The 12,459-nt window shown below is 54.9% G+C and carries 11 protein-coding genes; 9 read left to right on the top strand and 2 right to left on the bottom strand.

Annotated features, from left to right (window positions below; genetic code table 11):
* Positions 1-27: 27 nt before the first annotated feature.
* Together AC2FFE_RS19910 and AC2FFE_RS19905 are read right to left on the bottom strand one after the other, a co-directional pair.
* Entirely contained in the window at positions 28-597 is a 570-nt protein-coding gene (locus AC2FFE_RS19910) for a hypothetical protein (RefSeq protein ID WP_496847499.1), read from the bottom strand.
* 126 nt (positions 598-723) lie between these two features.
* Positions 724-1,764: a LacI family DNA-binding transcriptional regulator gene (locus AC2FFE_RS19905; RefSeq protein ID WP_496821230.1), complete on the bottom strand. Its 1,041-nt coding sequence runs from the start codon at positions 1,762-1,764 to the stop codon at positions 724-726.
* A gap of 97 nt (positions 1,765-1,861) precedes the next feature.
* On the opposite strand from AC2FFE_RS19905, the gene AC2FFE_RS19900 reads away from it, so the two are divergent.
* The 9 genes from AC2FFE_RS19900 (at position 1,862) to AC2FFE_RS19860 (ending at position 12,143) form a co-directional block, all read left to right on the top strand.
* Complete coding sequence (locus AC2FFE_RS19900) at positions 1,862-3,373, top strand: tripartite tricarboxylate transporter permease (protein ID WP_496821237.1); 1,512 nt, start codon at positions 1,862-1,864, stop codon at positions 3,371-3,373.
* A complete protein-coding gene (locus tag AC2FFE_RS19895) occupies positions 3,370-3,840 on the top strand; it encodes a tripartite tricarboxylate transporter TctB family protein (RefSeq protein ID WP_496821231.1) in 471 nt (156 codons plus the stop codon). Before AC2FFE_RS19900 ends, AC2FFE_RS19895 begins: the two co-directional genes overlap by 4 nt.
* Before the next feature lie 47 nt (positions 3,841-3,887).
* Complete coding sequence (locus AC2FFE_RS19890) at positions 3,888-4,850, top strand: tripartite tricarboxylate transporter substrate binding protein (protein ID WP_496821232.1); 963 nt, start codon at positions 3,888-3,890, stop codon at positions 4,848-4,850.
* Between the two features lie 61 nt (positions 4,851-4,911).
* Positions 4,912-6,315: an acylating sulfoacetaldehyde dehydrogenase gene (gene sauS / locus AC2FFE_RS19885; protein ID WP_496847498.1), complete on the top strand. Its 1,404-nt coding sequence runs from the start codon at positions 4,912-4,914 to the stop codon at positions 6,313-6,315.
* Entirely contained in the window at positions 6,312-7,811 is a 1,500-nt protein-coding gene (locus tag AC2FFE_RS19880) for an AMP-binding protein (protein WP_496821236.1), read from the top strand. Before sauS ends, AC2FFE_RS19880 begins: the two co-directional genes overlap by 4 nt.
* A gap of 407 nt (positions 7,812-8,218) precedes the next feature.
* Complete coding sequence (locus tag AC2FFE_RS19875; RefSeq protein ID WP_496847497.1) at positions 8,219-9,637, top strand: circularly permuted type 2 ATP-grasp protein; 1,419 nt, start codon at positions 8,219-8,221, stop codon at positions 9,635-9,637.
* 2 nt (positions 9,638-9,639) lie between these two features.
* Positions 9,640-10,581, top strand: coding sequence for an alpha-E domain-containing protein (locus AC2FFE_RS19870; protein WP_496820223.1), 942 nt, complete (start codon positions 9,640-9,642; stop codon positions 10,579-10,581).
* A 3-nt stretch (positions 10,582-10,584) separates the two neighbouring features.
* Entirely contained in the window at positions 10,585-11,382 is a 798-nt protein-coding gene (locus AC2FFE_RS19865) for a transglutaminase family protein (RefSeq protein ID WP_496820222.1), read from the top strand.
* Positions 11,383-11,393: 11 nt separating this feature from the next.
* Positions 11,394-12,143, top strand: a complete 750-nt coding sequence (locus AC2FFE_RS19860) for a proteasome-type protease (protein ID WP_496820221.1) — start codon at positions 11,394-11,396, stop codon at positions 12,141-12,143.
* Positions 12,144-12,459: the final 316 nt, after the last annotated feature.

Raw genomic sequence — 12,459 nt, 5'->3', positions numbered from 1 at the left:
TCGCTTAACGATCAAACCTCGTCAGGCTCATAACCTGAAGGTCGCAGGTTCAAATCCTGCTCCCGCAACCAGTGTCGCAGAACCGCCCGTAGCGCCAACGCTGCGGGCGTTCTGCTTTGTACCGAGCGCCAAAAGACCCGCCAACTCCCCAACGAGTTCTAAGGTCAGCCGTCCGTCATTGGGCAGCAGTCGAATCTCGGACAACAAACTGCGAATGATGGATGTCGCGTCAGTCTTCGTTGCGGGGTTGTTCAACGCACCGCTCAAGTCCTCCACCTTTTCTTTGTAGATATCAGCGAGGCCGGGATGTAAAAGAACGGGTTGCTCATGAGACGAAGCGGACAGTTCTGCTTCCAACTCTTCCTTGCGGGCTTCGAGGTCGTCCATCTTCTTCTTCAAACTGGGATGGAACATACCTTGCGCAATAGCATCAACGATCTTGTCGATTTGCTTTGTGGTCTTGGCTAGTTCTTGTTCGGTTTTGGCTCTGCTCTTGGATATCTCGGCAGTCAGACGATTGAACTCCGATTGGTATGCCGACACAAACTCAGAGATAAGGTCCGGATGCAGCAGTTGGTCCTTGAGGCCCGTGAGCACGCGGGTCTCCAATTCTTCCCGCTTGATGGTCAGCCGGTTGTCGCAAGTGCCTTTGTTGCGAGAGTTGGCGCAGCCAAAATGGGATTTGCCAATAATGGTGTATTCGCCAAGATGTCCAGGACCGTTTCAGGTGTTTGCCATTCCTGGTGGCGTTGCGGTGGAATCCCGAACTAATACACTGAGTTCATACTTTGTCGCCGTTGTACCCGCGCTTTTTCCAGTAACGGCGTCCGCTATTTGCCTTGCGGCCAAAGCGCCAATTCGTTTAGCCGGGATGCGGATGGTGGAGAGTGACGGTTCGAATTCTCCCGATCCTTTGAAATCGCCAATCCCCATTATTGAAAGTTCTCCAGGCACAACAATGCCCAAGTGTTTTGCTGCATAAAGCACGCCTTGAGCAATAATGTCGTTACCGCACAAAATGGCACTGGGGCGCGGAGACTTACCCAACAATGACAGGCTAGCGCGTTTTGAGTCCGCAATGCTGTAAGGGGCTTGCAGTTGCCATTCTTCAGGCACCTCGATCTTTTTCCGCCGCAGCTCTGAAAGAGCACCGTGCAACCGATCGTGAGCTCGGTCGTTTCCAGCAAGGTCAGGAAAGACAAGGCCGATGTCTCGGTGGCCGAGATCCAGCAGGTGACACGCGGCCAAGCGGCCGGCCTCTGAATTCTGGACCCCTACGCAAGACAATCGTGCGTCGTCGGCATAGTTCCAGATTGCAACAGTTGGCACCCCCTGCTGTTCGATCAGTTGATGGGTGGCGTCTGAGTGTTCCAACCCAATAAGCGCCAGCCCATCGACACGGTGTTCCATCAGTTTGCGCAGCATTTTGTATTCGCGATCCAAATCGAAACCATGAGATGCAATAAGCATCGTGAAACCGTACTGATCGAGCCCATCAGAGAAGGACTGGATCAATTCGGCAAAGATCGCGTTGTCAATTGTTGGCACGACCAGTCCGATGGTGCCACTGCGCCGCCCATGCATCACCTGCGCCGCGCGATTGCGAATATAGCCGAGTTTCTGCACCGCTCTATCGATCTTCTTGCGAGTCGCCGGTTTGAGAAGATCAGGGTGATTGAAGCTTCGCGAGACCGTCGAGATGGACACCCCTGCCGCTTTCGCAACAGCGACGATATCAGGTTTATCTTTTTGTTTTCGAGCCATTATTCATACTTTATCGGCTAAAAAATGAAAACATTTGCAAAACTATTTTCATCTCTTAGCCTGTGATGTCAACGTGAGAAAACCATCAGGTGGAACTTTGGAATTCCTTTATTACTTCGGAGATGTCTTCACACCGATCTCTTTTGGCTTGCTGCTTTTGGGAACGATTGGTGGCCTGATTTTGGGGGCAACCCCCGGATTATCACCGACAATGGCAGTGGCCCTTTTAATCCCCTTCACCTTCCACCTGGCACCCGTTCAGGGACTGATCCTTTTGGGGGCGGCCTATACATCCACAGTGGCAGGTGGGGCGGTCAGCGCCATCCTTCTTAAAATTCCCGGCGCACCTGCCAACATCGCCACGACGTTGGACGGTCACACCATGGCCAAGCAAGGCAAGGGGGCGCAGGCGTTGCAGCTAAGCTTTCTAGCTTCGGCAGTCGGGGGCGTGATTGGTGTTCTGCTGTTGATCTTCCTGACACCCGTTCTGGCGCAGTGGGCGCTGGCATTCGGTCCCAGCCATCTGTTCTGGCTCGCCATCCTTGGCGTCACTGTCATCGGTTCGCTGGACAGCGCTTCGGTGGTGAAGGGCCTTTTGTCCGGTTGCATCGGCCTCTGGCTCGCGACCATCGGATTTGACGACATCATGGGCGCGCAGCGGTTTATCTTTCACCCAGCATTGGGCGGCGGTATCAATATCATTGCGGCTCTCATCGGGTTGTTTGCCATTCCCCAGGTGCTGACCATGTTCGCAATAGGCCGCAACGCAGCAAATGCCGAATTGATCGAGGTCGAGAAACATTCGATCATGGATGCGGTGCACGAGCTTCTGCGCCGCCCTCGCGCCCTTAGCATTGGTACCATCACAGGTTCGGTCATTGGGCTTATTCCAGGCGTCGGAGGTCAAATCGCTGGTCTTGTCGCCTATGACCAAACCAAAAAGTTCAGCCCGGAACGCGATAAATTTGGCAAGGGTCACAGTGAAGGTGTGATCGCAGCAGAAAGCGCGAACAACGCCATGGTCGGCCCAAGCCTTGTGCCACTTCTGACGCTTTCGATCCCTGGTTCGCCCACAGCAGCAGTGCTGCTGGGTGGTCTGCTGATCCACGGAATTTTTCCCGGCACCGACCTCTTTGACAATCACCCGGATGTGGCGTGGACCTTTATAAACTCGATGCTGATCGGTCAGGTGCTCATGTGCATCTTCGGCCTTTATGTGGCTGGCCTTGCCGCCCGGGTTGCACAAGTGCCGCAAAGCGTCATGGCGGCCGTTGTTCTGGGGCTCGCCGTCTTTGGCAGCTACTCGGTCCAGTCCAGCATGGGTGACGTCTACGTCATGGCCGCGTTGGGCGTTATGATGTACTTCCTTGAACGCTTCGGCTTCTCGGCCGCGCCGCTGGTACTTGGCCTGATCCTTGGCCCGATTGCCGAAGCAAATTTCATCCAAGGGTCAATGATTGCCGGCGCCACAGACGGAATGGCGAGCTATTTCCTGACTGGCACGCTGAACATCGTCCTGATTGCCATCGTGATTGCATCAATTGCTTATTCGATCTGGATGGAACTTCGCAGCCGTCGCTACACCTCTAAAGAGGAGATCATGGGATGAGCCAGATCAGCCTTCCACGCATTCAACACATTGTGGCGTCCGGCATTATTGCGGCGGTCGGGATGTGGGTGGCATGGGTAAGCTATACGCAACAGCCTGCCGAAGCCTTCCTGTTCCCGCGTTTGATTTCGACCGTCTTCGTCGTCTTGGCATTGTGGACATTCGTCAAAGCGATCCTTGGTTGGACAAAGGTCGGAGATGGCGTTTCGCGCAAAGATTTCGTGTGGCTTCTGCCAGGCCTGACCATCGCGCTTGTCTACATCTTCTGGGCCGCCAAGGCGTTGGGTTTCTACACAGCGGGTACGATCACGTTCTTCTTGCTCCTCAGCTTCTACGACCCGGCGCCGCATGACGAGGCCAAAACCTGGGTCAAGCGCGTGATCATCACCGCAGGGTTTCTGGCGGTGATGTACGGGCTCTTCGCGCTGCTGCTCAAAGTCTTCACACCACGAGAGATATTTTTCTGAAAAGGGCCGCGCAAAGCGGCGATCAAAAATCCAAGGGAGGATCTAACATGAAACATTTACTGGCAGGCGCTGCATTGGCGCTAATGTCCCTGACCGGTGGCCTGGCCACCGCCGAGGATTACCCGGAACGCCCCATCATGATGATGGTCAGCTATGGTGCTGGCGGGGCCACTGACTTCCAGGCCCGCATTGTCACCATGACGGCAGGCAATGAAGATGCGCTTGGCATGCCCATTGCGATCATCAACAAACCCGGCGCTGGTGGGCGGGTTGGCTGGAACTGGTTTGCAACCCAGGCCGAGGCTGATGGCTATACGCTCGGGGCATACAACATTCCGCATTTCATTGCGCAGTCGATTAAGGGCGGTGTCGAATACTCGGCGGACAGCTTCGAACCGATCGCCAACTGGGGCGCTGACCCTGCGGTATTTGTGGTGGCCAAGGACAGCCCCTTCAACTCCATGGAGGACGTGGTCACCTACGCCAAGGAAAACCCCGGGAAACTGACGTTCTCTGGGGCAGGTCTGTTTGTTGGACACCACATTGCGGCTTTGCAACTTGAGAAAGAAGCAGGTGTTAAAATGGCATACATCCCGACCAAAGGCGGCGGTGCGGCAGCAATGAAAGCCGTGATAGCGGGTGACGTCATGGGCGGCGTGAATAATCTATCAGACGCATTCCGTGCTCAGGAAGCGGGCAACGTCAAAATCCTTGGCGTGTTTGATCTGGAACGCAATGAGTTCCTGCCTGACGTCCCGACGTTAAAAGAGCAGGGCTTTGACATCGACAACGCCAGCGTGAACTTCCGCGGTGTCATGGTGCCCAAAGGCACGCCGCCAGAGGTCATCGACAAACTGGCCGCAACCGTCCCCGAGATGTTCAAGAACTCGCGTGTGGCGGGCAAAATGAAAGCAGGCGGTTCGCCCATGCACATCATGACCCGTCAAGAGGTTCAGGAAATGTGGGCTGCGCGTCAGGAAACTCTGAAAGAACTTCTGGCAGGTCTTTAGCGAGTGGCAGAATACTGGATAGGGCGACACGAGCCCTATCCTCTTCGATAGGAGTTTCGCGATGAATGCACATGATGATATTGCTCAATTGAGCAAGGTTGTCGCTCGAGCGCGCGCCGCTCAGAAAGCTTACGAGACGGGAGCCGACCAAAGGCGCTATGACCGCGCTGCCGAAGCTGCCGCTTGGGCGATTATGGAGCCTTCTCGCAATCGGGCTTTGGCCGAACTTGCGGTCGCGACAACCGGGCTTGGCAATGTGCCCGACAAGATCATCAAGAACCATCGCAAGACACTTGGCTTGATGCGAGACATCAAGGGCGTGAAAACGCACGGGATTATCAGCAACGACACCTCCACCGGCATCACCGAAATCGCGCGCCCCATCGGGGTGGTGGGCGCTGTGGTGCCCTCGACCAACCCTGCTGCCACGCCTGCCAACAACATCATTAACGCATTGAAGTGTGGCAACGCAGTGGTTGTTGCCCCTTCGCCTAAAGGTGTGGCCAGCTGCGAGTTGCTTTTGTCCAACGTTCATGCCGAGTTTGACAAGCTGGGGCTGAATCATGATCTGGTTCAGATGGTCCCAGCACCCGGCTCCAAGGCCAAAACTCAGGCCATGATGGAGCTGTGCGACCGGGTGATTTGCACAGGCAGCCAGAACAATGTCCATCGTGCCCAGACCTGCGGTACACCCGCTGTGGCCGTGGGCGCGGGCAACGTTACGGTTATCGTTGACGAGACCGCCGACCTGAAGGCTGCTGCTCAGAAAATTACCGCTTCAAAGACGTTCGACAACGCAACTTCTTGTTCATCTGAAAACTCGATGATCGTTGTGGACGCGATCTATGAGGATTTCATTGCGGCGCTCGCCAATGAAGGTGGGGCGCTGGTGGAAGACGAAGCTCAGATTGTTTCGAAGCTTTGGCCCGACGGCCATCTGAACCGAGAAGTTATCGCGCAGGATGCCGACAAGATGATTGCGGCACTAGGTCTGTCTGATCAGGTACCCGAAGACACAAAGTTCCTTGCGGTCGAAACCAAAGGCATCGGCCCGGATCATCCGCTGTCCGGCGAAAAGCTAAGCCGCATTGCCGCGCTTTACCGCGCGAAGGATTACGAGGACGCGCGAGCTATCGCGGCGCGCATTCTGGACTATCAAGGGGCAGGACATTCCATCGGCATTCACACCGCAGATGACGCGCGTGCGGTGGCATTGGGTGCCTTGATGCCAACCTGCCGTGTCATCGTCAATCAGGCGCACACTTTCGCGACCGGTGGCTCATTCAACAACGGCATGCCTTTCTCGCTTTCGATGGGTTGCGGCAGTTGGGGGGGCAATGCGATTGATGAGAACCTGCATTGGAAGCACTTCATCCAAACCACCAAGATCGTTCGGGAAATTCCGCCTATCGAACCCACCGTCGAAGACATCTTCGCAGATTACTGGGCGGATGCAGGCGAATGAAGGTGGATGATCATACGCCGCCAAACGGTACCGTCCGCGACTGGCTAGATGACCGTGCAAGCACCGACGTTGATCTCGACGCCTATTTGTTTTTTGACGGCGAGCCTGCGCTGACCTGGTCGGATTTGCGGCGCAAAGCAAAACAACTTGCGCGACAATTGACGGCGTTGGGATTGAATAAAGGAGCGAGCGTCGCAATATTGCAGCCAAACGGTCGCAAAGCAATCGAATGCCTTTACGGAGTGCTTTACGGCGGGTTCCGTGCGACGGTGATCAACCTGGTCGCGGGGGACGAGGCTATAGGATATGCGCTGGATCACTGCGAAGCGCGCATTGCACTTGTCGGCGAGGCCCAGGTCAATTTGTTCGAAAGGGTGAGCCCGACGAGAATGTCTCGGCTCACAGAAGCCGGTGACAACAAAGCCCCGGTATTGCACCGGCTTGAGCCTGCAGACGACGCACTGCTCATGTACACATCTGGGACAACCGGACGCCCCAAAGGTGTCGTGCACAGCCACGCGAGCTTATTGGCAGGCGGTTGGACGCCAACCGTGGCCCACAGGTTGACGCCAAGCGATCGCGGTCTCTGCGTATTGCCAATTTATCACATCAACGGCTTGTGCGTAACGGTCATAAGCGCATTGGTCTCTGGCGGATCATTGGCGGTGGCCGAGAAGTTTTCAACTAGCAAGTTTTGGGACCAGTGCGAAGAGGCGAAGGCGACATGGTTCTCTGTCGTGCCGACAATCATCTCGCACCTGCTCCACTCTGATATAACCCCGGGGTCCAACACCCGGGATCGGTTACGCTTCGGCCGTTCAGCGTCATCCCCGCTTGCACCCGATGTGCAAACAGCATTTGAAGCCCGTTTCGAAGTGCCGATTGTTGAAACCATGGGCCTGACCGAAACCGCCGCCCAGATACTATCGAACCCATTGCCTCCGGGCATTCGCAAAATTGGCTCACCGGGCAAGGCGTTTGGCAATGAGGCATGCATCCTGTCGCCTGATCTGACTCCTCTACCACCTCATCTGCAAGGCGAGATCGCTGTGCGTGGACCAAATGTCATGCGCGAGTATCTCAAGAACCCCGACGCAACGGGCGAAACCTTCACCTCGGACGGGTGGCTTAGAACAGGTGACTTGGGCCATATCGACAACGACGGTTATTTCTTTGTCACCGGTCGACTGAAGGAACTAATTATCAAGGGCGGGGAAAACATTGCCCCTCGTGAAATCGACGAAGCACTGTATTCGCATCCTGACGTAATTGAAGCCGCGGCTTTTGCTCGCCCGTGCAAAACTTATGGTGAACGTGTGGAGGCGGCCGTCAAATTGTGTGATGGCTCCACGTTGTCGTCCGAACAACTTGTCGAAATCTGTGTCCAAAGGCTCGGCGCGTTCAAATCTCCAGACACGGTTTATTTACTGGAAGAATTACCGAAAGGCCCATCCGGTAAGATCCAAAGGATCAAACTGCCTGAGATAACGCGGTGAGAGTTGAATTTTCGACATAAGTAGGCATCGAGTAGAACGAGCTGCGATGAGGCGCGCGCAACTCATTTTAACCTGACACCGTTCGGGACTATGATGGCGGTTTGCGAAAGTTGGCTGACATTCGGACAGACAATGCGAATATCAGCTTCGTCCGCAAAGCACTCATTCAAGCCTGTTGCAGCGAAAGACTGCGTTGAGCCCAATCCGGACGTTCAGATGCAGCACAAAGTAAGATACTGTTGAGCGCAAAACAATGAATGGGATTTCAACTGGAAACACGAAAAACGCATGTTGTTTAGGTCATCACATCATCCAGTTAGCCTGAAAATTAGACGCTACCCCCCGAGGCGGCATCCAGCCAAGCCTGAATGACTTGAAAATTCTGATTTGTGCGTGAAACTTAAAGTATGAGTAAGTATTTTGATGAAATGTTCAACGGCGATGGATCACTCAGAGGTCCATACGAAGAGATCGGCCGCTGGTTCAATGCTGAAGACGTATCACGATTGAGAGCGAAACAGCGCGAAGCCGAAGAAGTCTTTAGGCTAACGGGTATCACTTTTAACGTTTATGGAAAAGCCGAGGCTGAGGAACGCCTAATCCCATTTGATATCGTACCGCGTGTCATTTCAGCACGAGAATGGCAGCGGCTGGAACGCGGTATTGAACAAAGGGTTCGGGCAATCAACGCCTTTCTCCACGATATCTATCACCGACAAGAAATCGTGCGTGCCGGGCGTGTGCCGGCCGAGATGATTGCCGGGAACGAAGCGTTCCTGCCGCAGATGCTTGGCGTCTCGCCTCCCGGTCAGGTCTACACACACATTGTCGGGGTCGATCTGGTGCGAACCGGACCGGACGAGTTTTTCGTTCTGGAAGACAACGCCCGCACGCCATCTGGGGTCAGCTATATGCTGGAGAACCGGGAAACGATGCTAAAGATGTTCCCCGAGCTCTTCAGCGCGACTAATGTTCGGAATGTTTCGGACTACCCCCGCAATCTGAGACGATCTCTTGCTGCATGCGCGCCGGCTTGCGCCGACGGGGAACCAACCGTCGCGGTATTAACCCCGGGCATCTATAACTCGGCCTACTACGAACATGCGTTCCTCGCAGATCAGATGGCCGTGGAATTGGTCGAAGGCCACGACCTACGCGTTGTCGATGGGCGTGTTTGCATGCGCACCACCAGAGGCTATAAGCCCATCGACGTACTTTATCGCCGGGTAGATGACGACTTTCTGGACCCGCTGAATTTCAACCCCGATAGCGCCTTGGGCGTTCCGGGTATTCTGGACGTTTACCGCGCGGGAGGCATCACGATTGCCAGCGCGCCTGGGACCGGTATTGCCGACGATAAGGCGATCTATTCCTACATGCCTGAAATCGTTGAATTCTACACGGGTGAGAAGCCTTTGCTTCAAAACGTCCCGACCTGGCGCTGCAGTGATCCCGAGTCTCTCTCCTACGTGCTGGACAACCTGTGTGAGCTTGTTGTGAAAGAAGTACACGGGTCTGGCGGCTACGGAATGTTGGTCGGACCAACCGCCAGCAAGAAAGAGATTTTGGCGTTCCGCGACAAGCTCAAATCGCGGCCCGGGAACTATATTGCTCAGCCAACTCTGTCGCTTTCGACGGTTCCGATCTTTGCGCGCTCGGGACTTGAGCCCAGACATGTTGACCTAAGGCCGTTCGTTTTGGTGTCGCCCGAAGGGATCAAAATCACGCCTGGCGGTTTGACCCGTGTGGCGCTTAAGAAGGGGTCTCTCGTCGTGAATTCAAGCCAGGGTGGCGGGACCAAAGACACCTGGGTTCTGGAGGACTGACCATGCTGGGAAAAACTGCTGGCGGGTTGTTCTGGATGTCCCGGTATCTTGAGCGAGCGGAAAATACGACGAGGTTGCTTGAAACAGGTCAGAGAATGGCATTGACCCGTACTAAGAATTCTGCCGAGGAATGGGGTTCGGTTCTGAAAACGGCCGGGGTTCTGGATGGGTACCACGCCAAGTACGAAGAGATTTCAAAAGACAATGCAGTCGATTGGGTGCTGCGTGACGCTGATAACACATCCTCGATCAAGTCGGTCATCAAGCAAGCCCGAGACAACGCGCGCCTTGTTCGGACGGCGCTCACCCATGATGTCTGGAGCGCAGTGAACTCCACCTGGATGCAGATCGATGAGGTGATGAAACGGCGCGTGAATGAGCGGGACTTACCTGCAACCTTGGAACTCATTCGGCAACAGGCGGCTCTGGTCCGTGGTGCCACTTTGGGGACCATGCTGCGCAACGACATTTTCGATTTCACCCGCATCGGAACGTTTGTCGAAAGGGCCGACAATACCGGGCGCATTCTGGACGTTAAATACTATGTTCTTCTGCCCACAGCTTTCTCAGTCGGCTCGTCGCTAGACAACATCCAATGGGAAAGCATCCTGCGTTCTGTCGGCGCTGGTGGTGGGTATCGAATGACCCACGGTGAGAAAACGCGGCCGTCTGACATTGCGCAGTTTTTGATCCTGGATCAGCGGATGCCTCGCAGTTTGCACTTCTGCTGCAGAAAGATTCAGGAAAACCTGTCCTACCTGAAGAAAGACTACGGCTTTGCCGGGCCTTCGTGCGAGGCATCAAATGCTCTCTACGAGAAATATCTGGATCAGAAAATCTCGGATATCTTTGAATTCGGTCTGCATGAGTACATTCAGGATTTTCTGACCGATCTCGGCAATTTGAGCCGTCAGATTGAGATTGATTACAGGTTCTACGAGTAGCCAATGAAACTGCACATTCGACACGAGACACGATACGATTTCGACGCGCCGGTTCCCTTCGGCCTGCAACAGCTGCGGAAAACACCAAAGTCATTTCGAAACCAGAGCATTGTGAGTTGGAGCACCCAGGTCACCGGCGGACATAAAGAGCTGACATTTGAAGACTACCACCGCAACACGGTGGAATTGATCAGTTTCGAAGCAAACACTCAAAGCATCTCGTTGATCTCCGAAGGCGCTGTTGAAGTGAAAGACACGCACGGTGTTCTGGGGCGTCACGAAGGGTCGACGCCCTTGTGGCTGTTCAAAAGAAGCACTCCGCAGACATCGCCGGGGAAAGGAGTTGCAGAGCTGATAAGCGCATTGCCCAACGGCGAACCGCTGGAACAGATGCATGCTCTGTCCGAGAAAGTTCGAGCTCAGGTCTCTTACGAAATTGGAAGTTCACACCCGGGCTGGAGCGCAGAAGATGCCCTCAAAGCCGAGCGCGGCGTGTGTCAGGACCACGCGCACATTTTCATTACCTGCGCGCGACAGCTCGGAGTGCCAGCACGCTACGTTTCGGGCTATTTGATGATGAACGAAACGGAGTTGCAGGACGCGACCCATGCCTGGGCCGAAGTGCATTTGGACGGGCTTGGCTGGGTGGGGTTTGACGTTTCAAATGGGATTTCACCTGACGATCGATACGTACGCGTCGCAACCGGGCTGGACTATGCCCAAGCCGCACCGGTAATAGGGAATAGAATTGGGACAGCGGGCGAGCAATTGACAGTGCAGTTGCAAGTCGCACAGCAGTAACGGAGAATTTGATGACCTATGCTGTGGGCATGCGGCTGAATCGCGGGCTGGTGTTCATGTCCGATACGCGCACGAATGCAGGCGTGGACAATGTTTCGACCTTCAACAAGATGTTCAACTGGACAGTCGAAGGGGACCGGTCGATCACAATCCTAACGGCCGGAAACCTGGCCACGACTCAGGCCACGATAAGCCTTTTGGAAGAGCGTACGAAAGCACCCGCAGATCGTTCGCCATCAATCTTAGAAGCGCCGACAATGTTTCAAGTCGCGCAACTGGTCGCGGCAACATTAAACGATGTCATTGAAGAGCACGCCCGGTCCGGTCAGCAAGCCGATAGCGCCTTTCACGCGACACTCATTGTTGGAGGTCAGATCAAAGGCGGCCCGTCACGCCTGTTTCTGATCTACCCTGAAGGCAACTTCATCGAGGCCGGTGATGACACACCGTTCTTTCAGATCGGAGAGACAAAATACGGCCGCCCGATTCTGGTGCGCGCCTATGATCCAGAAATGAGCTTCCCAGAAACCGTTAAACTCCTGCTGGTCAGTTTTGACTCCACGATTAAGGCCAATCTGTCGGTCGGGGCTCCGCTTGACGTGCTTCTCTACGATGAAGACAGCCTTGACGGCGGTACGCGGTCAAGATTCGAAGCTGACGACCAGTACTTTCGCAGTGTTTCCGATGGATGGGGTGACGCGTTGAAATCGGCCTTGGCCAAACTTCCAGAATACAGATCGGGGCGAAAATCAAACGATTGAGCGTCCGCTTTGTCCCGCAACTGGATCCTTGAGTGCGTGGTGTCCGCTGCGGTTTGTATGAATGGCGGGTGTTCCCGCCGCACAGCAGCATCGAGATTGACGCAGTTGCAGCGATTTCTACGCGGCGCGCGCACGCGGCATAAAACTCGAATTCACAGGTTGGGCTCTTTTCCGCCATCGGAGCAAACACAGCATCGTTTTTGGACGACCCAGACCGTGGCGATGTGGACGGCCCAGAGCTGACTATAGCATGCCGGTCCATCTAAGCACTGCAGCATATCCCCAAAACGGTCGTTGGTCGAAGGGCAAAGTCGAG

This window comes from Ruegeria sp. YTSA168, assembly GCF_059610045.1.
The sequence above is the reverse complement of the archived record's forward strand: the minus strand, read 5'-3'. Positions and strand labels throughout refer to the sequence as shown.

Bases quoted from the DNA above. Each gene is read 5' to 3' on its own strand.
- AC2FFE_RS19870 (WP_496820223.1), top strand. From the start codon at position 9,640: ATGCTGGGAAAAACTGCTGGCGGGTTGTTCTGGATGTCCCGGTATCTT.
- sauS (WP_496847498.1), top strand. From the start codon at position 4,912: ATGAATGCACATGATGATATTGCTCAATTGAGCAAGGTTGTCGCTCGA.
- AC2FFE_RS19860 (WP_496820221.1), top strand. From the start codon at position 11,394: ATGACCTATGCTGTGGGCATGCGGCTGAATCGCGGGCTGGTGTTCATG.
- AC2FFE_RS19875 (WP_496847497.1), top strand. From the start codon at position 8,219: ATGAGTAAGTATTTTGATGAAATGTTCAACGGCGATGGATCACTCAGA.
- AC2FFE_RS19905 (WP_496821230.1), bottom strand. From the start codon at position 1,764: ATGGCTCGAAAACAAAAAGATAAACCTGATATCGTCGCTGTTGCGAAA.
- AC2FFE_RS19865 (WP_496820222.1), top strand. From the start codon at position 10,585: ATGAAACTGCACATTCGACACGAGACACGATACGATTTCGACGCGCCG.
- AC2FFE_RS19895 (WP_496821231.1), top strand. From the start codon at position 3,370: ATGAGCCAGATCAGCCTTCCACGCATTCAACACATTGTGGCGTCCGGC.
- AC2FFE_RS19890 (WP_496821232.1), top strand. From the start codon at position 3,888: ATGAAACATTTACTGGCAGGCGCTGCATTGGCGCTAATGTCCCTGACC.
- AC2FFE_RS19880 (WP_496821236.1), top strand. From the start codon at position 6,312: ATGAAGGTGGATGATCATACGCCGCCAAACGGTACCGTCCGCGACTGG.